Raw genomic sequence first — 21,253 nt, forward strand, 5'->3', positions numbered from 1 at the left:
CCCTGAGAATCCCGGGCTCTTTAAAACACGTGCCATGCAAACGGGCTATGTTTCAGCAGCCACCGCTATTGCCGCAAAATCCCGCCGCTGTGCGGTGCCCTCCGGTCGGGTTACAACCCGCGCCAAAACGCCGCGCGGTTTTCCACCTCTTCCTCCGGCGTGATTTTTGAAAGCGGCCAGAAGTTTTAGGTCACAACTTCACCGGCTCAGGATGAGAAAAAAGCCTGTTAAAATTTCGAAATGACTCGAGCAGCTATGACAAATGGCGATAACAGCAACATACAAATAAAACCCCAAGCCCCAAAACCAAAAACCCAGCGATGCTTTTAAGATCCCGCCAAGGCGCGATAAAAAAATTTTGCTGAGAGAGTGTTTCGAGACCTATGGCTCGAAGACCGAACGAAGGGACCGCGGAGCGGCAAGATTTTGCGCCTCCACGGAGGTCACAGAACACGTCCATCGGTCTGGCGACAGCGCGTGTTTGAAAAAGCGGGGAGAGATCCAAGAGAGGGAAAGCAATTCCCTCTCTTGGTCGGTTTCGGCGCGAAAAGCCAGGTGATCACCGTTATTGAAAAACCGAAATTTTCTCGATCAAACCATCAAACCATCAAACCATCAAACTGACATGGGCTGCCACAATCTTCCATCCACTCAACATTTTGACCCACGTCTGCTGCTGTCGCCCAATTTTGTCCGTACCTTCGCGGCGAAACTCGGTACTGGCGATCGCCATGTCATCGCCAAACGTGGTGATCGTCGTGTTGATCAAATCGCGATCCAGCCCCTGAGAAGGGCGCGCAGCGCGGAATTCACGGATGGCTTCGATGCCGTAAAGATTTTCCCCTGCGCCGTAGCGCACAGTCCGCGGATCATGCCAGAACAGCTCGTCGAGCACGGCGGTGTCGTTGGTGATCAGCGCCTGCTCATAACGATAAAATGCCGCATTCATTTCGGCGAGGATCGCCGGGCGGTCAATATTGTCAGTTTTCATGATTAACTCTCTTCACCCTGGAAAACGGTAATGTCAGATCACCGAAGAACTGCTGACTTTCACGATACCTTGTTGCTCAAGCGCCCACGCGGCGCGCAGGCACAGGTCTTCCCGCCACGGCGGAGCAATCAGTTGTAACCCTATCGGCAGACCCGTTGCGGTGGTTACCGGCACGGTCACCACCGGCAGGCCAAGGAACGAAATCGGCTGCGTCAACATTCCCATACTGGCGCGCGTTGGCAGGTCCAGACCGTTGATGTGGATCGTTTCCTGACCCAGTAAAGTCGCCGGACACGGCGTGGCTGGCGCAATCAAGATGTCCCAATGGTCGAACAATGGCAACACCTGTTGCTGAAACTGATGACGGAAACGCTGCGCCTGCACGTACCACGCCGCCGGGATCATGGCGCCTGCCAGCAAACGCTCGCGGGAAAGTGGCTCAAACTGTTCAGGAATACTGCGCAGTTTGGGTAAATACTGATTGCCGCCTTCCGAGGCGCTGATGATGAACGCCGCAGAACGCGCCAGTTCAGCCTGCGGCATCTCGATCTCTTCCTGAGCCTCCAGCGCCTGCGCTACCTTCAGCACGGCGGCTTTGGCGTGCTCATCGCACCACGTCGAAAAATATCCGCCGAGGACAGCAGTGCGTAAACCCTGTTGGCCGCGCTTAAGCTGCGAAAACGTCTCGGTATTCGGCTTGTCAGCCTGAAAATGATCCTGCGGATCGGTGCCCTGAATTGCGTCGTAGACCTGCGAAAGATCTTCGCTGCACCTCGCCAGGGGGCCGAGATGATCGAGGCTGGCGACAAACGGCTGGCTTCCGCTGCGGGAGATCCGCCCGAAAGTCGGTTTCAGGCCGAGAATGCCGGAGAGCGAGGCGGGCACGCGGATCGAACCGTTGGTGTCGCTGCCAAGCGTGAAATGCACCAGACCGGCAGCGACCGCCGCCGCCGAACCGCCGGAAGATCCACCTGCGACGCGGGAAAGATCGCGCGGGTTACGCGTCGCGCCATAGTGACTGTTTTCGGTGGTGAAACCGTAGGCGTAGGCGTCCATATTCAACATGCCTGACAGCGTCGCGCCCTGTGCGGCCAGCCGTGAAATGGTCCAGGCATCGTGCCGCGCGGCGGCGTTGCTGCTGTTGAGGCTGGCACCGGCCAGCGTGACTTCGCCCGCGACGTCCAGCAGGTTTTTCACCGCATAAGGAATACCGGCCAGCGGCGGTAACGTTGTACCGCTGGCGCGGGCTTTGTCGACTTTCGCGGCTTCGCTCAGCATCCTGTCGCGGGTGATGTGGGTGTACGCGTTGATGACCGGATTCGCCTGTTCTATGGCGTCGAGCGTGGTGGTGGCGACTTCGCTGGCGGAGATGTGGCCCTGCGCAATCGCCTGATGCAGCTGGCTGATGGAGAAATTTTCTAACGATTTCATGCTCTGTATACCCCGGCGATTTCCAGGCGCGGGTCGAGCGGTAAATCCATCAGCGGCTGCGCCATCTGCGCGATGCGGCTAAATTGCACCAGTAATTCCTGACGACGTGCGTCGTCGAGTTCCAGCGCCAGTACGGATTCCATCTGGCGGACATACGCAGCCCATTGGAGCTCAGCAGGTGTGTTTTTCATGGTGTTTTCTCCTTATCAAAAACCGGCAGCGCTGCCGTTGCTACGCGGGTCAGACGCGCCCTCAAACATGCCGTTGGTGTGGCGCACAATCGCGCCCGCATGGCCGACGGCTTCGCTGAAATCCGGTAACAGCTCGACGTCGTGACCGCGCTGGCGCAGCCCGGCGAGCGTCGGATATTCGAAGCGGCCTTCCAGTTTCAGTGAGTCGGAGCTTTCGCCCCAGGTGCGGCCGAGCAGCCAGCGCGGGCCGCTGATCGCTTGTTGTAAGGATTGCCCCTGCACCACGTGACGGATGAACACTGCCGCCTGCGTTTGCGGCTGGCCGTCACCGCCCATCGAGCCGTACACCATCGTGCGACCGTCGTATAAACGGGCGGCGGCCGGGTTGAGCGTATGGAACGGTTGTTTGCCCGGCGCCAGCGCCAGCAAATGATCCGGATCGAGACTGAAAGACGCACCGCGGTTTTGCCACAGCACGCCGCTCTCCGGCAGCACCACGCCGCTGCCAAATTCATGATAAATGCTTTGGATGAACGAGACCGCCAGCCCGCTGCTGTCCATCACGCCCATCCAGACAGTATCGCCCGGCCCTTTGCCTTTGCCCCAGTCGGCGGCGCTGTGCGGTTTGATGCGGGTGGCGAGGGCATCGAGATACTGCGGATCGAGCAGGCTTTGGGCGTCCTGCGTCATCATGCGTGGATCGGTGATGAAACGATCGCGCAGCCCGAACGCCAGTTTGGTGGCTTCAACGATGCTGTGAATCGTGGCGCCTTCGTCCATGCTTTCGAGTGACAGACGGTCGGTCAGGCCGAGGATCGCCAGTGAGACCAGCCCCTGCGTCGGTGGCGTCAGATTGTAGATTTCGCCCTTACTGTGTTTGAGGCGCAAGGGCACGCGGCGCTGCGGTTTGTACGCCGCGAGATCGGCGCGGGTGACCGGCATACCGAGCTTTTCCATATCGGCGGCCATGCTGTCGGCCAGTTCACCCCGGTAGAAACTGCCCAGTCCGTCTTCGCACAGCATCGATAATGTTTGTGCCAGCTGCGGTTGTGTGAAGCGGTTCCCGGCGCGCGGCACTTCTCCGTTGGGCAGAAACACATCGGCGAAAGAGCGGATGTCTTTGAGTTCGTGCTGCTTGGAGCGGGTGGCGGCTTCCTGCGAGGCGGTGACCGGAATTCCGTCGGAGGCGTAACGGATCGCGTCACGCAACAAGCGCGACAGCGGTTTTTGCTCGCCGCCAAATTCAGCGGAAACGTTCAGCGCTTCCTGCCATCCGCCCACGGTGCCCGCGACGGTGAGCGCCGATTTCGGGCCGCGGTGCGGAATGTGTGTGTCACCGGCATAAAAATCCAGAGAAGCGAGGGAGCCAGCCGCGCCGCTGGCGTCGATGGCGACCGGATTGCCCTGTGGCGGTACAATCAGCCAAAAGCCGTCGCCGCCGAGCCCGTTCATGTGCGGATACACCACGGCGATGGTTGCGGCTGCGGCCACCATGGCTTCGATGGCATTACCGCCTTCGCGTAATACCGCAAGCGCACTCTGGCTCGCCAGATGATGAGGCGTGACCGCCATTCCTAACGGTGCGCTGTTACTGTTAATCATGCGATGTCCTTTGTTGCGTGTCTTTTCTTATGTGCTGATGTCAGTCCGCGCGTGCAGGGTAAGAGGGCGCGATGTCATTAAGTTAAGCAAGAGGTGTTCCACATCCGCAGGAAAGTGCCGCGTTGACGGATAAATTCGCTTGCATTGGCAAGCATAGTGCATGGTATGTTCCGCCCATTCATTGAAACTTCCGTTACAAAAGGGTCGGACATGAAACAAATTGATGAGCGTCTGCGCGACCATTACCCGGCGTTGACGCCGCAGGAACAACGCGTAGCCGACTTTATCTTCGCCAGTATTGACGACCTGATGAGCTACAACAGCGCAGAGCTGGCGCGGCTTAGCGGAGTGTCAAAGGCCACGGTCAGCCGCCTGTTTAAGCGGCTCGGCTACCCAAGTTATCGCGACATGCGCGATGAAATGCGCACGCTGCGCCAGAGCGGAATGCCGCTGACCGACAGCCGCGATGCGGTGCAGGGAAACACCCTGTTGTCCCGGCACTACAAGCAGGAAATGGCCAACCTGACGCAGTGGATTAATCAGATCGACGGCGCGCAGTTCAGTGCGCTGACCGCCGCGCTGAGTCAGGCGCGGCAGGTGCGTCTGCTGGGCTTTCGCAACAGCTATCCGGTGGCGTTACATCTGCGCCAGCAGCTGATTCAGGTGCGACCAGGCGTGACGATGATGCCGCAGCCGGGGCAGACGCTGGCGGAAGAGCTGGTAGACCTGACCGCGCAGGATGTGGTGATTTTCGTCGCGTTCCGCCGCAGACCGCGCATGGCGAAGGCCATTCTGACCCAGTTGCAAACACTGGGCGTGCCGGTGCTGCTTGTCTGCGAACCGCAGGCGCAGACGCTGACTGCACTGGCGACCTGGCATCTGGCGACGCCACTCGACAGCGTGTCGGCGTTTGACAGCTATTCTTCGGCGATGAGTCTGGCAAATTTGCTCAGCAACGCGTTGCTGCACGAAATGCTGGCCTCAGGGCGTCAGCGAATTCATCAGATAAACGATATGTACAGCGATCTCGACGAACTCGAACAGCGCTGATTCCCGATTCAGGTTCAAACAGGGCGCTTTTTTGGTGCCTTCGCACAATGACGGTGCGCCGCCATTTTTACTTTTCGCGTCTTTCTGCTCTGCCACAGGGCAAAAGGCGCCACCCCAAACAGTCCCCATTCCCCGTAATTCCTTGTCATAGCGTGACTTCGTCCACATTTTTTCGATTGAACCGCTTTTGGCACATTCGTTGCAAAGTCATGTTTATAAGAATCTATCGTTCCAAAAACCTTTCACCGGAGATAATCTATGAACATGAACAAACGGCTGTTGGCGTGGGCAGGTGTTGCAATGCTGGTTCTTCAGGCATCGGGCGCGATAGCCGATCAGTTGCAGAATATTCAGAAGCGCGGCGTGCTGCGCGTGGCCGTGCCGCAGGATTTCCCGCCGTTTGGTTCGGTGGGCAAGGATCTGCAGCCGGAAGGGTATGACATCGACATGGCGCAGTATCTGGCCGACAAGATGAAACTTAAGTTGCAACTGGTGCCGGTCACCAGCGCCAACCGCGTACCTTATCTGCAAACCGATAAAGTGGATCTGGTGATCTCCAGCCTCGGGAAGAACGCCGAGCGTGAGAAAGTCATCGATTTCAGTAACGCTTACGCACCGTTTTTCCTCGGCGTGTTTGGCGCGAAGGGCGACAAGCTGGCGGAGCTGAGCGCGCTTTCCGGCAAAACCATCGGCGTAACCCGTGGTGCGGTAGAAGATCTGGCGCTGACTGATGTGGCACCGAAAGACGCCAAAATTCAGCGTTACGAAGACAACAACACCACGCTGTCGGCGTACCTGTCCGGTCAGGTGGAATACATCGCTACCGGCAACCTGGTGGTAGCGGCGATTGCCCGAATGAACCCGGCCAAAGCGCCTGAATCCAAAGTGATGCTAAAAGATTCGCCGTGTTTCGTTGGCCTGCGTAAAGACGAACCGGCGTTGAAAGAGAAAGTGAACGAACTGATTGCCGAAGGCGTTAAAGATAAGACGCTGAACACGTTGTCCGAAAAATGGATGAAGGCTCCGCTGCCGGCTTCCATCGGCGCGTAATCAGTGGTTTGACGAGGATCTTTCATGACCTATCAGCTTAACTTTAGCGCGCTGTGGCCGTATATGCCGGAGCTGTTGGCCGGTTTATGGACCACCATTGAGCTGACGGTGATGGCAACGATTGGCGGCGTCGCGATCGGGATTTGCGGCGCGGCCATTCGCTGCGGCAACCATAAAATCCTGCGGACGGTCTGGGGCGTGTATGTCGAAGCCATCCGTAATACGCCGTTTGTCGTACAGCTGTTTTTCATCGTATTTGGTCTGCCGGCCATCGGTTTGAAAATGACCGCAGGCGAAGCGGCGCTGCTGGCGATGCTGATTAACCTCGGCGCGTACAGCACCGAAATCATCCGCGCGGGTATTCAGGTAACGCCGAAAGGCCAGTGGGAAGCGGGGCGCGTGCTGGGGCTGAGCCGCAGTCAGACATTTCTGCGTATCGTTCTGCCGCCGTCGCTCAAGCGTATTTACCCGTCGCTGGTCAGCCAGTGCATTATCGTGATGCTCGGTTCTTCCGTCGTGTCGCAGGTGTCCTATGAAGAACTGACGTTCGCCGCCAACCTGATTCAGTCGCGCACGTTCCTCAGTTTTGAAGTGTATCTGGTCACCACATTGTTCTATTTATTGTTGTCGGTTGCGATGCGTCAGTTATTGCTGCTGGCCGGACGCCGCTTCTTTGGGAGTGATAACGGATGATGACGTTTTCCGACTGGGACATTGTGCGCAATTTGCTGCTGGCGGCGCGCTGGACGATTCTGCTCTCCCTGACCGCATTCATTGGCGGCACGCTGGTTACTTTGCCGCTGTTGCTGATGCGCCTGACCAAACGCCGCTGGCCGTCGTTGTTTGTGCGGTTGTATTCCGAACTGTTTCAGGGCACGCCGCTGCTGATGCAGCTGTTTCTGGCGTTCTTCGGCCTCGGTTTGTTTGGTATCAACGTCAGCCCCTGGACCGCTGCTGCACTTGCGCTGACCTTGTATACCAGTGCCTATCTGGTGGATATCTGGAGCGGCAGCATCGCCGCACTGCCAAAAGGCCAGTGGGAAGCGTCACGCTGCCTCGGCCTGAATTTTGGCCAGACGCTGTGGCGCGTGGTCGCCCCGCAGGCGCTGCGCATCGCGATTGCGCCAACGGTGGGATTTTCTGTTCAGGTGGTGAAAGGCACTGCGCTGGCGTCGATTATCGGTTTTGTCGAGCTGACCAAAGCGGGCACGATGCTCAATAACGTGACGTTTGAGCCGTTCAAAGTGTTCGGATTAGTGGCGCTGGGCTACTTCCTGATGTGTTATCCGCTGTCGCGTTACAGTCAGCATTTAGAAAAATCGTTGCGTGGAGATAAACAGTAATGCCGCTGATCACAATCAATCAGGTTCAAAAGTTTTACGGCCAGAATCACGTCCTGAAAGGCGTGGATCTGGATATCGACAGCGGTGAAGTGATCTCCATCATTGGCCGCAGCGGTTCCGGGAAAAGTACGTTGCTGCGCTGCATGAACGGGCTGGAAGGGTATCAGGACGGCAGCATTAAACTCGGCGGGATGACCATCACCGATCGCGACTCGCAGGCGCGCGACATCAGCCGCTCGGTCGGCATGGTGTTCCAGAGCTTTAATCTTTTCCCGCACATGACCGCGCTGGAAAATGTCATGCTGGCACCGCGCCGCGTGCTGAAAAAATCCGCGGCTGAATGCCGTGAACTGGCCGCGCAGATGCTGGCGAAAGTCGGACTGGCGGATCGCATGGATTATTACCCCTCCAACCTTTCCGGCGGCCAGCAGCAACGCGTGGCGATCGCCCGTGCGCTGGCGATGAACCCGAAAGTGCTGCTGTGTGATGAAATCACCTCGGCGCTCGACCCGGAGCTGGTCGGCGAAGTCTTGAAAGTGCTCGAGCAACTGGCGAAAGAGGGCATGACGCTGGTGCTGGTGACGCACGAAATGAATTTTGCCCGCGAAGTGGGCGACCGCGTGGTGTTTATGCATCAGGGCACCGTGTGGGAACAGGGCGAAAGCCGGGCGCTGTTTGCCAATCCGCAAACCCCGGAGTTAAAACAATTTATCGCATCGGTACGCGGGCTGAACGAAGCTGCGGTCTGACGAACTTCATAGTAAGGATCAATCATGCTGGACATCAAAACACTCGGACAAATCAACCCGCCCACCCGTCTGCTGATGGGGCCGGGGCCGATCAACGCTGATCCGCGCGTGCTGCGTGCGATGGCGAGCCAGCTGGTCGGGCAATATGACCCGGTCATGACCGGCTACATGAATGAAGTGATGGCGCTGTACCGCGCGCTGTACAAAACCGAAAACCAGTGGACGTTCCTGATAGACGGCACCTCGCGCGCCGGTATCGAAGCCGTGCTGCTTTCCGGCATTCGTCCGGGCGATAAAGTGCTGGTGCCCGTGTTCGGGCGCTTTGGTCATCTGTTGTGTGAAATCGCCCGTCGCTGCCGTGCGGAGGTTCACACTATCGAAGCGCCATGGGGCGAAGTGTTCGACCCGCAGCAAATCGAAGACGCCATCAAATCCGTCAAACCGCGCTGGCTGCTGACCGTACAGGGCGACACCTCCACCACGATGTTGCAGCCGCTGGAACAGCTGGGCGATATCTGCCGCCGTCACGGCGTGCTGTTCTATTCAGACGCCACGGCCTCGTTTGGCGGCAACCCGATGGAAACCGATGCGTGGGGATTAGACGCCGTGTCGGCCGGTTTGCAAAAATGCCTCGGCGGGCCGTCAGGCAGCTCGCCGGTCACCATCAGCCCGCGCTTTGAAGAACAGATCCGCCGCCGTAAATGTGTCGAAGAAGGGATCCGCACCGCCGATCACGCCGACGGCGACGAGGAGATGATCTATTCCAATTATTTTGATCTGGGCATGATCATGGATTACTGGGGGCCGGAGCGCCTGAACCACCACACCGAAGCCACCAGCATGCTGTTCGCCTCACGCGAATGTGCGCGCATCATCCTTGAAGAAGGTCTGGATAACAGCATTGCGCGCCACAAACTGCACGGCGGCGCGCTGCTGGCGGGCATTCAGGGAATGGGGCTGGAGGTATTCGGCGATCTGAATCATCGTATGAATAACGTGCTCGGCGTGGTCATTCCGCAGGGTATTCACGGCGAACAGGTGCGTCAGATGATGCTCAACGATTTCAGCATTGAGATTGGCACCTCATTTGGTCCGCTGGCCGGAAAAATCTGGCGTATCGGCACCATGGGCTACAACGCCCGCAAAGACTGCGTATTACAAACGCTGGTGGCGCTGGAGGCCGTGCTGCACCGTCTGGGGTTTGCGTCGAAATACGGCGCCGGTTCGCAGGCTGCGTGGGAACATTACGCAGGAGGTCAGTAATGGCAGAAGCCTTAACGCTGGCAGCGGTGTCCGAAAGTGCCGCGCGGGCGGCCGAACGGGTGATGGCGCGCTGCGACGCGCTGGCCGCCATCAGCGAAACGCCGGGGATGCTGACCCGTGTTTATCTGTCGTCGGAACATTTAGAGGCCAACCGCCTTGTGGGCGAATGGATGGCCGCCGCCGGGATGCGCGTCTGGCAGGACAGCGTCGGCAACATCTGCGGGCGCTACGAAGGGCTGGATCCTTCCGCGCCTGCGCTGCTGCTCGGTTCGCATCTCGACAGCGTGCGTAACGCGGGGCGCTATGACGGCCCGCTCGGCGTGCTGACGGCGCTGGAAGTGGTGTCGTATTTACATCAAAACGCTATTCGTTTGCCGATGGCGGTGGAAGTCGTCGGGTTCTGCGATGAAGAGGGCACACGGTTTGGCATCACGCTGCTCGGCAGCCGTGGATTGACCGGCACCTGGCCCGCCGACTGGCTGGAACGCCGGGATGCGCAGGGGATTTCCGTTGCCGAGGCGATGATTAACGTCGGGCTGGAACCGCTGCACATTGGCGCATCCCGGCGCGCTGTCGGCGATTTCTGCGCGTATCTGGAATTGCATATCGAACAAGGTCCGTGCCTGCAAACGGCAGATGTGCCGCTCGGTGTGGTCACCGCGATCAACGGCGCACGCCGTCTGAACTGCCAGTTCACCGGTCACGCCGGTCACGCAGGTACCGTGCCGATGGGGCAGCGTCAGGACGCCCTGACCGCCGCCGCCGAATGGACGCTGGCAATCGAAAGTATTACCACCGCCACTGGCCACAATCTGGTCGCGACCGTCGGCACGCTGGAATGCCTGCCGGGCGCGGTGAACGTCATTGCGGGACAGGTGAAATTGTCTCTCGACGCCCGCGGGCCGCGCGATGAAGATTTATGTGCGTTGCTTAAAGTTTTGCTGGCGAAAGGCCATGAAATCGCCGCACGTCGCGGGCTGACATTCGAAGCCGAACAGTTTTACGGCATCAGCGCGACGGAGTGCGACGAAGGGTTGCAGCACCGTCTGAATCAAAGCATTTTGCCGTTGCAGGGGCAGGCGATGTCCTTGCCGAGCGGGGCGGGGCACGATGCCATTGCTATCGCAGAATGCTGGCCGGTCGGAATGCTGTTCGTGCGTTGCAAAGACGGCATCAGCCATCATCCGGATGAATCGGTCACGACCGGTGACGTGGCGTTTGCGGTGCAGGCGTATATCAACACGGTGCTGAGTTTCGGGGAGGGGCATTGATGACCCTCGAAGAGTTTAATGCGCTGTCCGAATTCGAGGCCGTCGCACTGCTTCGCCCGCTGGTGAATATTCCCTCCTGGGCGAAACAGGTCAGCGACGCGCGGCCCTATTCTTCAACCGATCGCCTGTTGCAGTGCGCTGGCGCGGCCTGTCAGCACTGGCGGGCGGCAGACATCACCCAGGCGCTGTCCGCGCATCCGCGCATCGGTGAACGGGCAGACGGCAGCAGCAAAGAAGCACAGCTGTCGCGCGGGGAACAGGCGACGCTGAACATCAGCCATCAGGATATTATTGATGCGTTGCACGAGGGCAATCTGCGCTATGAGCAGCGCTTTGGCAGGGTGTTTTTGATCCGCGCCAAAGGCCGCAGTTCAGAAGAGATCCTTGGGAACCTGCAACGGCGGTTACAGAATTCGCCGGAAACCGAAAGTCAGGAAACTGCGCAGCAACTCAAAGAAATTACCCTGCTGCGCTTAAAGGAGATTTTCAGTCATGACTAAAATTACAACGCATATTCTCGACACATCACTCGGCCAGCCCGCCGCCAGCGTGCGTGTCTGGCTGGAAAAAATCGACGGTCAGAACGTCACCTTAATCAGCGAAACGCAGACTGATGCCGATGGCCGTGCGGCAAATTTAACGCCGGACGCTGTGGATTCAGGCCATTACCGCTTGTGTGCAGATATCGGCGCGTACTTTGCCGGGACGGGGCGTGAAACGCTGTACTGCTCGGCGATCATCGATGTAAAAATTGACGGCGGGCAGGATCACTACCACCTGCCACTGCTGATAAGCCCCTACGCGTATTCGACGTATCGCGGGAGCTGAGTCAGCGAAAACGAAAGTTTTAAAACGTAAGGAGCACTGCGCTGCTCATTACGGTTTTATTTTGAATATAATTCATAATGTTTTTCTTTTATTCACCTGACACTGAAGTCAGGTGAATAAATAACGGATAAGATTTTTTATTACTTTTGAATATCAATATATTCTTTAAATATCCGGCGACTGCCAGTTGTGGTCATCTTTGACCGGAGGCAGGTAAGACAGACGCTGCATATTCTGATTCCACAAATTATCCGGAATGCGGTAACGGTCTTCTTTATGCGGATCGATAGCCGTCACAATTTTGTCCTCCTGACCTGAGGCGATAAGCCGGATGAGATCCGGGTTCATCATCACGGTTTTACCGGTAGCGATGAACTCCGCCCAGCCTGTCTGATAAGCTTGCAGGATCTGGTCGGCGGTAAACAGATTGCCGATGCCAATCAGCGGAAGTTTGCCGTTAATACGCTCGTGCAGCAACTGCATACGGGTCATCGTTGTATCCGCTCCGCGGCGCGCTTTTTTGTAGAAATCCCACAGAGAAACATGCAGATACTGTAATGGTTTTTCGACCAGCGCGTCTATTAGGGCAAAGGTATCCTTCATTGTCAGGCCCTGCTCTCCCGGCTCTTCCGGAGAGAAACGATAGCCCACAATAAACTCGTCGGTGGCGTACTGCTGCCTGACTGCCGTAACGGCATCAACGATGGCCAGCGGGAAGCGCAGGCGATTCTCAATACTGCCGCCCCACTGGTCTTTGCGACGGTTACTCTCACCCGATACAAACTGCTGGATAAGATAATTATTCGCACCGTGAATTTCGACGCCGTCAAACCCGGCCTGAATGGCTAAATGCGCGGCATTGGCGAAGGCGGAAATCAGGTTGCGGATCTCTTCATCGGTCAGGGCGCGGGCACCTGATTTCTCATCCGCAGACGGCGCGACCATCTCGCGACCCTTCAGTAATTCAGGGAGGGAGAGATGACCACCGTGATGAATCTGCAGAACCGCCGTAGCACCCTGTTGCTTAGCAATGCGGACAACTTCACGCAGGCTCGGTAAATCTTTCTCACCGATGGCTTCAGGCTGGCCGACAAAGGCTTTGCCCTCCGGAGATACCAGCGTTGCGGCGGCGATAAACAGGCCAAAACCGTCGAAGCGGTCGGTCAAAAAGTGGCGTTCTTCGTCGCTGATGCTGCCGTCTTCATGGGAGGCAAAATGCGTCATTGGCGCAACGGTAAAACGGTTTTTGATAGTAACCCCGTTATTTAACGTATAGGGTTGAAATAAAGGGGCATATTTCGGATTCATTATATTCTCTCAACAATTAATTCATGTTTTTGCTGATGTCATCCATTCGGATGATGGCATCGGCGATAACTTTTTATAAAACAAGAAACGTATTCAGATAATGCTGCGGTCATGGGGACACGGTTACCAAAATAAGTTTCGCTAATACGATAGTCTTTTCCCGGCTGGCAGGCTTTTTACTGAATCATTTCTTCAGCGTGATCGAGCGTGTCGGCGGTTACTGTCGTAACAGAGAGACAACTCTGTATTTTATAGTGATCACTAAGTATTCGTATATTTATAACGATCACTAAATAAAAAGGCAAGCTGATTTTTCAATTCACAAAGAAAAAAAGGTTTATGGAGGGGGTGGGCGGAGGGAATGGCCCGAAACGTTGCTCAATTCAGGTATGATTGTGTATCAATTGCTACATAATAACACTATTATGTAGTGTTCAATACACTTTGTGTGTTTTTACACGGGAATGCCGTGAGCTAAAAGTTACGGGGGAGAGCTGCATCCTTCCCCGGTACCGCACGCCCGAAATCTTGTATAATGAGCCATCAGTTTTTCTTTATTTATCAGGCTGGACACATGTCAGATTCAACGCGCAGCACGACCTCACGACGAGGAAGACCCCGTAATTTTGACAGGGATAAAGCCCTGATTAGTGCATTGGGCTTGTTCTGGCGATGCGGATACGAACCCGCTTCGGTCGGTGAACTTTGTCGGGTAATGGAAATCAATCCGCCGAGCCTCTATGCGGCATTCGGCAGCAAGGCTGAGCTGTTTCTCGAGGCGGTAAACTTTTACGAAAGAACCTACTGGGATGCTCCGTGGGAAAAGATGCTTCAGGAAGCGAATGTACATGATGCCATTCGCAACTTTTTTGAGGAATCGGCCATCATCCTGACGTCGCAAGATGTTCCCTGCGGCTGCCTTGTGGTCCTCGCGGCTATCAACGTTTCACCGGATTCGAAAGATGTCTACGATGCTGTTAAAGCGCTCAGAGAAGAAGGGCGGGTATATTTCAGGCAGCGTCTGCAGGCAGGAAAAGAGGCTGCCCAGCTGCCCCCTGATACCGATATCGAGAGTATTGCCCTGACGCTGAATACGCTTCTGGAGGGGATGTCCATTCCCGCACAGGACGGGATCTCGCAGGCAGACCTAAAGCGCGTCGCCAACCAGGCGGTTCTCCTGCTGCCACGTCCGTAGAATCCTCTGTAAAAAAAACCGTCCCTAAGGGACGGAATAAAGAGGGTTTTACAGCGTCAGCGTAGAAATATTATGGCGCTACATGGGTGTGGTAGATTTTGCTGACTACCGTCCATTTCCCTTCGACCTTTAACAGGTTAAAAAAGTCCGTGAAGCAAAAGCCAGAGATATCGTTGGTATCGATGCGTGCGCTGGCCGCGGTGCCAACAATATCAATATTCACAATGACGCCCTGCGCTTCAGGCGACGGACGGAAGGCGGTATCAATGGTATCAAACAGACCCTGGATCGCACCGCCGGTCAGTTTATTGTCACCGTCAACGCCAAAGATTGTGGCTTCTTTGCTGAAAGCAGGTTTCATGATGCTGCTGTCGGCCTTTTTACCGCCTTCATTGTACTGATTCAGTACTTTCACGATTTCATTGTATTCATGGACATAGATTGGTTTGGTCATGCTCAAATCCTCACATCAAACAGATGTATTACAGGTGATTTCACGGTTAAAAGTCTCTGCTTACAGAGGGTCGCTAACATTATATATGTAGTGACCACTAAGTAATGTGTATTTTATAGTGATCATTACACAATAAGTCAACATGAAAGTGTTTTTACGCTGTGTGATCCTAATTCCGGCAGTTGCCCAGTCCTGAGGATCACGCTGACTGTAGGTGAAATGCGGGATCAGGCTGATGGCGATGAGGGAATGGTCGGACAGTAAGCCCTCCTGAAGGTGAGGGCGTCATGTGGTCGCGGTGGTTTTGAGGGGGATATTGCTCATTTAAAGACGCGTGGGGGCATAATTGAAACGATACTTTTCCTTCACCCCATTGAGAAGTGCGGATGCCTGAGGCGTACGCTTTTGGTCAGCGCCGCGTGGCTGACGTCGCATTCGCGGTTACTCTGACGGACCTGTTGCAGGAACGCCATCAGCAGCGGATTCGGGCGCTCGCGACGTGACATCAGCTCAGGCTGGCCCTGAACGCCGATGAAATACGGATGATTCATCAGTTCCACCGCCTGCGCCTGTTCCCCGCTTTCATCCATTCCAGACACCGTAAGACCGGCGTTTTCCAGTGCGCTGAGAATGTGCGGATTCAGATAACGGCGCTGGTTATAGCGCAGCGTAAATTCCTCGCCCATTTTGTGTGCCAGCAGGCTGCCCGCACAGGTTTTAACCGGGTGATTGCCCAGACGCGGTTGTGAGTGCTCACTCAGCGGCAGCGCGGTTTGCAGGCTGCCGAGCGTAGACGGACCCTGCATCACCACGCACTCCTGCCCAAGCACCCGCTGCCCCAGTGCCGTCACCATCTGATGCATCCCCTGATTAATGCCCAGCAGCGGCGTCGGGTTTTCCAGCGCCCACGTGGCAGTCGCCAGCGCTGCGGCCTGATGGTCACCCTGGGTCAGTGTGGTGCCTGGCAAAATAATACCGTCGACGTCAAAAAGGGTGGAGTCGAGCTGACTGCCGAGCAGTGCAGGCGTCACCCAGACCACGTCGATGTTCATTGCCAGTGCATCGGCGGCGTCTCCCAGTGCAGCGAGCATCGCCGGATAGCTGTCGCGCTGTTCAGCAAAATCCCCGACTAAGGCGATGCGAAGGGTTTTTCCGGCGCGCATCACCGGTTGTGACACCGATCCTAACGCCCAGCGCCCGAAGGCATCGCGCCCCCAGCCGTTACTGCGAACTTTGCCGGTGGTGCAGTCTTCCAGTTGGAATTTATCCTGATGGCGCACCACGGTTAATGATTCTGTTTCGATGCCATGCGCGGTGATTTGGGCACTCAGTTCGGCGGAGAGAGGCTCACGCAGTGGCACCACGACATCCTCTTTAAGTGCCCGATAAATCAGCGATTCCAGGCTGGATTCAGCACCCGCACCGCGCCCGGTCAGGCGCTCAAGCCATACCAGTCCGCTGGTCAGAGAATGCCCCTGTGCCGTGACGTGCTGACGGGCATTCGGGAAACGTCGCGCATCATGACTGACGGGAAAGTGACACAGCGGCAACGCGCGCAATTCAGCAAGTATCGCTGCCATCGCGCCGTACAACGCAGGTTCGGGCGTGGAGTGTGCAATAAAGGTGATGGTCATCAGGTTTCCTCTGTCAGATGTTTTTGCGGGGATATTGAATGCAAGAACTGATCCACACAGCGGTCTGCTTACAAGTGTTGACAAAAAGAGCGCGGCGGCTCGCAAAAGTGATCTCCGGTAACACTTCACTACTACGAAACGCCACGCTGTTCAGACCATAACGCGCTAATCTATCGCCGGTTGTTCTGAACCCTACACTCATTAAGGAAGCATCATGTCAGCATCACTTTATGCCAGCACGGCGGCACAGTTTGTTCGTGGTTTACAGAATCTCTCTGCATTGCTGGAGAAAGGCGCGGCCTGGGCGCAGGAAAACGGGAAATCTGAAGAGGAGATCCTGAACACCCGTCTGGCAGAAGATATGTATCCGCTGGCGCGTCAGGTGCAGATCACCAGCGATATGTCGAAAGGTGCAATCGCCCGCCTGGCCGGTATCGCCGCACCGGCGATGGAAGACACAGAAGCCACGTTCGCGCAGTTACAGGAACGTATTGCGAAAACCCTGCACTTTATCGAAAGCGTTAAACCGCAACAGCTGGAAGGCGATGAATCCCGTCCGATCGTCGTGAAGGGAAAAAACTTCGAACTTAACTTCACCGCACACAGCTACGTCACCACTTTCGCTGTCCCGAACTTCTATTTCCACGTCACCACGGCGTACAATATTTTACGTCACGTTGGCGTGAAGATTGGGAAGTCTGATTTTATTGGCGCGATCTAAACGTCATTTTCTCCGGTCATTACCTGAATAGCTAATTATATTCACGCTCTGAAATGCATTAATTCAGAGCGTGAATGAAAATATTATATTTATCCAAGTTGTAAATAAATAAATTAAACATCGACACCAGTAAAATATTTTTTAATAACTCATTCTGGTGCCAGTACTGGCACAACACCTTCCATTGTTTAAATGAAGATTAACTTGTCACGATGCAGTCTCTTTAATTTCGGCGTTATTAATCAACGACGCTTTACGAATTATTGAACCTCAATCAATACACTTAATCTAATGGAAGGAATTAATATGTGTAATTGTAATTGTAACTCGCAAAAAACAACCGCGGTCAAAGCCACGTATTCTACTGTTGAAGCCGCCGCTGCTGCTGCAGCGGATCAGGCGATGCTGGCGTATTGTCAGAATACTTTCAGCGTCGGTGGGGTGATGCTGGATGCCAGCGGTAATGTGCTGAATGCAATCCATAATAACGTCGTTATAGATAATAAAACCAATGACCCGACCGCTCACGGTGAAAGACAACTGATCGACTGGTATTACGATCAAATTGCTCAAGGTATTGAAATGCCTGCACCGTCGGATATTACCATTGTGACCTCGCTCGACCCATGCTGCATGTGTACCGGTTCGATTATTACCGGCGGTTTTAAGGTTATTTCCGCGGCTTTCGATACCTATTCTGGTATCAATTATGATACCAGGGCGGATTTCCCTTCACTTACTCCCGAACTGGCATTGGTGGCGCAGGATACATTCAGTTATCCGGCCGTGAACGGGGATAACTGTTTCTCCCGTCCGGCCAGTTCTGCGCCGGTACCGGCGTTCTTTACTGAAGACGTGATTAATGTTCAGACGCTGGCGCTGTGTGAATCGATTTTCGATGCCACCCTGACTCAGGTAAAAGAAAGCATCAATTCGGATTTGCCGCCGGATCAGTTAAAAAATATTAAAGAGCTGCCGTCAGATGACCCGATCGTGGTGGCGTTGAAGGCCATCTATCCGGATGCGCTGCAATATACCGCGCCAACACGTGGCGCGCCGGATGCCGGACTGGCGCCATTCATGATTGATGCGGCGAATACTGATATTGCGCAGGGCGGTAAGGGGAATTCAGTCGCATTTCTCGATTACTTCGGTAATTTGCTGCTTTGCTTATCTGGCAACGAAAAAGCCTCGCTTATTCAGACGGCATTTTTGCTGGTGACCCGCAATTATGCTCAGTTGCGTTATAACCTGCGAAACAGTCAGGGCGATGAAAAAGTACTTCCTTATCTCGGCCATCCTAAATACGGTACTTTTGTATTTTCTCATGGTCCGGATGAGTCATCACACAGCCTGATTGAACTCGGCGCTTACGGATCGACAATGGAAGGGGCATTGCCCGCAGAAAACCCGGACTCATTTCAGTACGGAGTGCCGACGATTACACAGGCTGAACTGGATGCGTATTGCCAGAAACTGCCGCCGTTATACAGCTCTGAGATTCAGGTGCATCCGCAACAGGTGCTGGATCAGGGGTTAATCGATGCGCTGACGTCAGGGCTGCCGACAGTCTGATCTCAGTAATTCCTCAATAAATCAAAGCCCGCCGGTGAATAAACCTGGCGGGATTTTTTCGTTTTATGGCTGAGATATTGACGCTTTAATCAAACAGTTCCGGCGCAAAAGGGCGTGGATCGACTTCCTGGAAGGGGGCGCGGACGAAGCGATCTTTCAGGGCAAAGGGCACGGTGCAGTCGAAAATGGTCTTACAGCTGATCCCGCGATCGCGTATGGACGGGCTGTAATCCGGCATTTGTGAGGGATCAAGCTGATGCCCGCGGATCCCCGGCAAAAACGTCGTGCTGATATCCCCCTGATAGCGCGTCGACATCGCCCAAAGCACGTCGCTGCTGTCGAACAGATCCACATCCTCATCCACCAGAATCACGTTTTTCAATTCTGAATAAGCTGCCAGCGCAATCAGCGCGGCCTGTCCCTGACGACCTTCGTCGGTGGCAGTCCTTTTTTTTACCTGCAAGATCGCCAGAAATTTACCGCCGCCCGCCGTGTGGGCGTAAACGTTTTGCAGGAAGCCTGGAATGGCGGCTTCTACCGCGTTGTAAATACTCGCTTCGGTCGGGATGCCCGCCAGTGTGGTGTGCTCTTCGCCGGGGCCGACCAGGGTTTGTAAAATCGCGTGATGGCGCATAGTCACCGCTGTGACTTTGATCAGCGGCAGCGACGGATTGGCATCTCCGCAGTAGCCAGGGAATTCGGGCATCGCGTGGCCGGTATGCGTGTGCTGATCTTCCTGCACGCGGACGTTGGGGATAAGTTCGCCCTCAATCACTATCTCTGCGCGGGCTATAGATTTTTGCGGTACGGAAACGGCGTCCACCAGTTCCACCGGGCGGTTACGCAGCGCGCCCGCCACGGAAAGCTCGTCGAAGCCAAACGGGGTGGTTGGCGCTTCGAAACAGGCACCGATATAAATCGCCGGATCCAGCCCCATGTTGATGGTGATCGGCAGCGGTTTACCGGCGGCTTCGGCTTTCTGGCGGAACACTTCGATATGACGCCCGGCGGCCAGAAACATCGACAGCTCGTCTTTGCCCTGTACGCATAAACGGTGGATGGTCACATCGCTCACGCCCAGTTCCGGATCGCTTGCCAGCACCAGCCCGAGGCAGAAGAACGGACCGGCATCCAGCGGCGTGTTGGTCGGTGCGGGCAGCAGTTTACGCAGATCAAAATCCGGATCGTCGGCACGAAAAATCTGCTCCTGACAGGGCGCGGATCCAGCACTCAGGTTCACGGGTTCGATCGGATTTTTAACCGCTTGCCCCATGTGAAACGCCAGATCTTCCGGTTTGCAGCCCAGCAGCAATCCGGCACGCTGACGGCTGGCGTGAACGCCGACCAGCACGCGTGAGCCCGGATACTCTTTGATGTTATTGAACATCATGGCAGGACCAATGCGCGTTGGGCGCTTAACCGTGCCACCCGCGCCGATGTGGCGGTAAACCCCCGCCAGTTCGCCGTTGGGATCGACAATATGATCGGTTTCGATGTACTGACCATGGTGCTGTTTGAGCAACGCGATGGCGCTGCGTAAATCATTGACGTCGCTGGCTTGCAGGGCGTGCTGAGGGGTCTGGCTTTTCATGATCATTTCCTGCGTAACTAAATTACCTTTACTCTGAGCCTTTAAAAGTCGGCGATCAATTGCATCGTTACGGCATTATTGATACGTTTTTCTTATCGATTTTACACAGAGCAGGGCAGATGGACTTCAAACACTTACGCTATTTCGTCACGCTGGCGGAAGAGTTACACATGGGGCGGGCGGCGGAAATGTTGTCGATCGCCCAACCGGCGCTGAGCCAGCAGATCAAAGCGCTGGAGGAGCGACTGGATGTGCGGCTGTTTGTGCGCGCCAACCGCCGTCTGACGCTGACGCAAGCCGGTGTGGCCTTCGAGCAAAAGGCGCGGCTGGCGTTACAGATCGCCGAGAGCGGCGTGCGTGAGGCTCAGCGCACTGCGCGCGGTGAGCAGGGAACGGTGGCGATGGGGCACGTCGCCAGTGCGATGCTCAATGGCTTGCTGCCGGAGCGACTCAATCACTTTCACCGCATTGCGCCACGCGTGACCATCGGACTGTCGCCGTATCCGGTGGACGCTATGTTCAAGGCGTTGGCCGATGAGATTCTCGATGTGGCGATTGTTCGCGCGCCCTATGGCCTTCTGCCGGACGGGCTGGAGCAGCAGCTCTTCAGCCGTGAACCTTTGCTGATTGCCCTGCATCATCTGCACCCGTTAGCCGCAGAAAGCCGTTTGCCGCTGGAGGCTCTGGCGCAAGATGAATGGCTGCTGATGGACGATAAACCGGGGATCGGGCTGGGGCAGGAAGTGCAGGATGCCTGCGCGCAGGCCGGATTCACGCCGCAGGTCGCTCAGCAGGTCAGGGATGTGGCAAGTATTGTCAGTCTGGCGGCGGCAGGGCTGGGCGTGGGGCTGGTTCCCGCGTCGGTATCCGTGATCCAACTGCCAGGTGTACGGTTTATTGTGCCGCAAAATACGTTGAAAGAGAGCGAGCTATGGCTGGTGTACCGCCGGTTCGAGCATTCCCCGGCGGTCAAAAAACTGCTCAGCGTTCTGATGAAGCGCTGAGG

21 protein-coding genes are annotated in these 21,253 nt (G+C 55.8%); 13 read left to right on the top strand and 8 right to left on the bottom strand.

Translation table 11 applies throughout. The annotated features are described in order from the left end of the window. Nucleotides 1-607 precede the first annotated feature (607 nt). The 4 genes from hpxZ to I2123_RS06670 are packed head-to-tail and all read right to left on the bottom strand — an operon-like array spanning nucleotide 608 to nucleotide 4,215. Nucleotides 608-991 (bottom strand): oxalurate catabolism protein HpxZ, encoded by a 384-nt coding sequence (gene hpxZ / locus I2123_RS06655; protein WP_112164719.1) that lies wholly within the window; start codon nucleotides 989-991, stop codon nucleotides 608-610. Nucleotides 992-1,024: 33 nt separating this feature from the next. Next, nucleotides 1,025-2,422, bottom strand: a complete 1,398-nt coding sequence (locus I2123_RS06660) for an AtzE family amidohydrolase (RefSeq protein WP_213052031.1) — start codon at nucleotides 2,420-2,422, stop codon at nucleotides 1,025-1,027. Next, nucleotides 2,419-2,613 carry an oxalurate catabolism protein HpxX gene (gene hpxX / locus I2123_RS06665; RefSeq protein ID WP_213052032.1) on the bottom strand — a complete coding sequence of 65 codons (195 nt, stop codon included), beginning with the start codon at nucleotides 2,611-2,613 and terminating at the stop codon, nucleotides 2,419-2,421. Before hpxX ends, I2123_RS06660 begins: the two co-directional genes overlap by 4 nt. Before the next feature lie 15 nt (nucleotides 2,614-2,628). After that, nucleotides 2,629-4,215, bottom strand: a complete 1,587-nt coding sequence (locus tag I2123_RS06670) for a gamma-glutamyltransferase family protein (RefSeq protein ID WP_112164722.1) — start codon at nucleotides 4,213-4,215, stop codon at nucleotides 2,629-2,631. A gap of 210 nt (nucleotides 4,216-4,425) precedes the next feature. Between I2123_RS06670 and I2123_RS06675 the strand changes: the two genes are divergently transcribed. From I2123_RS06675 to uraH, 9 genes are all read left to right on the top strand, one after another. After that, the gene (locus I2123_RS06675) at nucleotides 4,426-5,265 is read left to right on the top strand and encodes a MurR/RpiR family transcriptional regulator (protein WP_112164723.1); all 840 of its coding nucleotides are present in this window, start codon (nucleotides 4,426-4,428) and stop codon (nucleotides 5,263-5,265) included. A 264-nt stretch (nucleotides 5,266-5,529) separates the two neighbouring features. Next, nucleotides 5,530-6,315 carry a transporter substrate-binding domain-containing protein gene (locus tag I2123_RS06680; RefSeq protein ID WP_420834351.1) on the top strand — a complete coding sequence of 262 codons (786 nt, stop codon included), beginning with the start codon at nucleotides 5,530-5,532 and terminating at the stop codon, nucleotides 6,313-6,315. A 24-nt stretch (nucleotides 6,316-6,339) separates the two neighbouring features. Beyond that, complete coding sequence (locus I2123_RS06685; protein ID WP_213052034.1) at nucleotides 6,340-7,008, top strand: amino acid ABC transporter permease; 669 nt, start codon at nucleotides 6,340-6,342, stop codon at nucleotides 7,006-7,008. Next, complete coding sequence (locus I2123_RS06690) at nucleotides 7,005-7,658, top strand: ABC transporter permease subunit (protein WP_167457517.1); 654 nt, start codon at nucleotides 7,005-7,007, stop codon at nucleotides 7,656-7,658. The genes I2123_RS06685 and I2123_RS06690 overlap by 4 nt, the downstream gene beginning before the upstream one ends. Next, entirely contained in the window at nucleotides 7,658-8,407 is a 750-nt protein-coding gene (locus I2123_RS06695) for an amino acid ABC transporter ATP-binding protein (RefSeq protein WP_112164727.1), read from the top strand. Before I2123_RS06690 ends, I2123_RS06695 begins: the two co-directional genes overlap by 1 nt. Before the next feature lie 24 nt (nucleotides 8,408-8,431). Beyond that, a complete protein-coding gene (locus tag I2123_RS06700; protein WP_112164728.1) occupies nucleotides 8,432-9,670 on the top strand; it encodes a pyridoxal-phosphate-dependent aminotransferase family protein in 1,239 nt (412 codons plus the stop codon). Beyond that, a complete protein-coding gene (hpxK, locus tag I2123_RS06705; protein ID WP_213052035.1) occupies nucleotides 9,670-10,941 on the top strand; it encodes an allantoate amidohydrolase in 1,272 nt (423 codons plus the stop codon). The genes I2123_RS06700 and hpxK overlap by 1 nt, the downstream gene beginning before the upstream one ends. Next, complete coding sequence (gene uraD / locus I2123_RS06710; RefSeq protein WP_213052036.1) at nucleotides 10,941-11,441, top strand: 2-oxo-4-hydroxy-4-carboxy-5-ureidoimidazoline decarboxylase; 501 nt, start codon at nucleotides 10,941-10,943, stop codon at nucleotides 11,439-11,441. Before hpxK ends, uraD begins: the two co-directional genes overlap by 1 nt. Next, on the top strand, nucleotides 11,434-11,769 hold the full coding sequence (uraH, locus tag I2123_RS06715) for a hydroxyisourate hydrolase (protein WP_213052037.1): 336 nt from the start codon (nucleotides 11,434-11,436) through the stop codon (nucleotides 11,767-11,769). Before uraD ends, uraH begins: the two co-directional genes overlap by 8 nt. Before the next feature lie 165 nt (nucleotides 11,770-11,934). On the opposite strand, the gene I2123_RS06720 is transcribed toward uraH, so the two are convergent. Further along, nucleotides 11,935-13,077, bottom strand: coding sequence for an NADH-dependent flavin oxidoreductase (locus I2123_RS06720; protein WP_213052038.1), 1,143 nt, complete (start codon nucleotides 13,075-13,077; stop codon nucleotides 11,935-11,937). A 535-nt stretch (nucleotides 13,078-13,612) separates the two neighbouring features. Between I2123_RS06720 and I2123_RS06725 the strand changes: the two genes are divergently transcribed. Then, a complete protein-coding gene (locus I2123_RS06725; protein ID WP_244879887.1) occupies nucleotides 13,613-14,272 on the top strand; it encodes a TetR/AcrR family transcriptional regulator in 660 nt (219 codons plus the stop codon). A 70-nt stretch (nucleotides 14,273-14,342) separates the two neighbouring features. On the opposite strand, the gene I2123_RS06730 is transcribed toward I2123_RS06725, so the two are convergent. Then, nucleotides 14,343-14,726 (bottom strand): nuclear transport factor 2 family protein, encoded by a 384-nt coding sequence (locus I2123_RS06730; RefSeq protein WP_112164733.1) that lies wholly within the window; start codon nucleotides 14,724-14,726, stop codon nucleotides 14,343-14,345. Between the two features lie 365 nt (nucleotides 14,727-15,091). Beyond that, nucleotides 15,092-16,360, bottom strand: coding sequence for a glutamine amidotransferase-related protein (locus I2123_RS06735; RefSeq protein WP_213052039.1), 1,269 nt, complete (start codon nucleotides 16,358-16,360; stop codon nucleotides 15,092-15,094). Nucleotides 16,361-16,574: 214 nt separating this feature from the next. Here I2123_RS06735 and I2123_RS06740 point away from each other — a divergent pair, with 214 nt between their 5' ends. Then, nucleotides 16,575-17,081, top strand: coding sequence for a DUF1993 domain-containing protein (locus I2123_RS06740; RefSeq protein WP_213052040.1), 507 nt, complete (start codon nucleotides 16,575-16,577; stop codon nucleotides 17,079-17,081). A gap of 306 nt (nucleotides 17,082-17,387) precedes the next feature. Continuing rightward, nucleotides 17,388-18,656 (top strand): nucleoside deaminase, encoded by a 1,269-nt coding sequence (locus tag I2123_RS06745; RefSeq protein WP_112164736.1) that lies wholly within the window; start codon nucleotides 17,388-17,390, stop codon nucleotides 18,654-18,656. Between the two features lie 85 nt (nucleotides 18,657-18,741). Here the strand turns inward: I2123_RS06745 and I2123_RS06750 are convergent, their stop codons facing one another. Then, nucleotides 18,742-20,247, bottom strand: coding sequence for a UbiD family decarboxylase (locus I2123_RS06750; RefSeq protein ID WP_213052041.1), 1,506 nt, complete (start codon nucleotides 20,245-20,247; stop codon nucleotides 18,742-18,744). A gap of 119 nt (nucleotides 20,248-20,366) precedes the next feature. On the opposite strand from I2123_RS06750, the gene I2123_RS06755 reads away from it, so the two are divergent. Further along, a complete protein-coding gene (locus tag I2123_RS06755; RefSeq protein ID WP_213052042.1) occupies nucleotides 20,367-21,251 on the top strand; it encodes a LysR substrate-binding domain-containing protein in 885 nt (294 codons plus the stop codon). The last annotated feature ends 2 nt before the right edge of the window (nucleotides 21,252-21,253 follow it).

Source organism: Rahnella inusitata (assembly GCF_018288855.1).
Taxonomy (GTDB): Bacteria; Pseudomonadota; Gammaproteobacteria; order Enterobacterales; family Enterobacteriaceae; genus Rahnella; species Rahnella inusitata.

What these genes read in the sequence shown, in the direction of transcription:
- hpxZ (WP_112164719.1), bottom strand. Translation starts at nt 991, where the DNA reads ATGAAAACTGACAATATTGACCGCCCGGCGATCCTCGCCGAAATGAAT.
- I2123_RS06660 (WP_213052031.1), bottom strand. Translation starts at nt 2,422, where the DNA reads ATGAAATCGTTAGAAAATTTCTCCATCAGCCAGCTGCATCAGGCGATT.
- hpxX (WP_213052032.1), bottom strand. Translation starts at nt 2,613, where the DNA reads ATGAAAAACACACCTGCTGAGCTCCAATGGGCTGCGTATGTCCGCCAG.
- I2123_RS06670 (WP_112164722.1), bottom strand. Translation starts at nt 4,215, where the DNA reads ATGATTAACAGTAACAGCGCACCGTTAGGAATGGCGGTCACGCCTCAT.
- I2123_RS06675 (WP_112164723.1), top strand. Translation starts at nt 4,426, where the DNA reads ATGAAACAAATTGATGAGCGTCTGCGCGACCATTACCCGGCGTTGACG.
- I2123_RS06680 (WP_420834351.1), top strand. Translation starts at nt 5,530, where the DNA reads ATGAACAAACGGCTGTTGGCGTGGGCAGGTGTTGCAATGCTGGTTCTT.
- I2123_RS06685 (WP_213052034.1), top strand. Translation starts at nt 6,340, where the DNA reads ATGACCTATCAGCTTAACTTTAGCGCGCTGTGGCCGTATATGCCGGAG.
- I2123_RS06690 (WP_167457517.1), top strand. Translation starts at nt 7,005, where the DNA reads ATGATGACGTTTTCCGACTGGGACATTGTGCGCAATTTGCTGCTGGCG.
- I2123_RS06695 (WP_112164727.1), top strand. Translation starts at nt 7,658, where the DNA reads ATGCCGCTGATCACAATCAATCAGGTTCAAAAGTTTTACGGCCAGAAT.
- I2123_RS06700 (WP_112164728.1), top strand. Translation starts at nt 8,432, where the DNA reads ATGCTGGACATCAAAACACTCGGACAAATCAACCCGCCCACCCGTCTG.
- hpxK (WP_213052035.1), top strand. Translation starts at nt 9,670, where the DNA reads ATGGCAGAAGCCTTAACGCTGGCAGCGGTGTCCGAAAGTGCCGCGCGG.
- uraD (WP_213052036.1), top strand. Translation starts at nt 10,941, where the DNA reads ATGACCCTCGAAGAGTTTAATGCGCTGTCCGAATTCGAGGCCGTCGCA.
- uraH (WP_213052037.1), top strand. Translation starts at nt 11,434, where the DNA reads ATGACTAAAATTACAACGCATATTCTCGACACATCACTCGGCCAGCCC.
- I2123_RS06720 (WP_213052038.1), bottom strand. Translation starts at nt 13,077, where the DNA reads ATGAATCCGAAATATGCCCCTTTATTTCAACCCTATACGTTAAATAAC.
- I2123_RS06725 (WP_244879887.1), top strand. Translation starts at nt 13,613, where the DNA reads ATGAGCCATCAGTTTTTCTTTATTTATCAGGCTGGACACATGTCAGAT.
- I2123_RS06730 (WP_112164733.1), bottom strand. Translation starts at nt 14,726, where the DNA reads ATGACCAAACCAATCTATGTCCATGAATACAATGAAATCGTGAAAGTA.
- I2123_RS06735 (WP_213052039.1), bottom strand. Translation starts at nt 16,360, where the DNA reads ATGACCATCACCTTTATTGCACACTCCACGCCCGAACCTGCGTTGTAC.
- I2123_RS06740 (WP_213052040.1), top strand. Translation starts at nt 16,575, where the DNA reads ATGTCAGCATCACTTTATGCCAGCACGGCGGCACAGTTTGTTCGTGGT.
- I2123_RS06745 (WP_112164736.1), top strand. Translation starts at nt 17,388, where the DNA reads ATGTGTAATTGTAATTGTAACTCGCAAAAAACAACCGCGGTCAAAGCC.
- I2123_RS06750 (WP_213052041.1), bottom strand. Translation starts at nt 20,247, where the DNA reads ATGAAAAGCCAGACCCCTCAGCACGCCCTGCAAGCCAGCGACGTCAAT.
- I2123_RS06755 (WP_213052042.1), top strand. Translation starts at nt 20,367, where the DNA reads ATGGACTTCAAACACTTACGCTATTTCGTCACGCTGGCGGAAGAGTTA.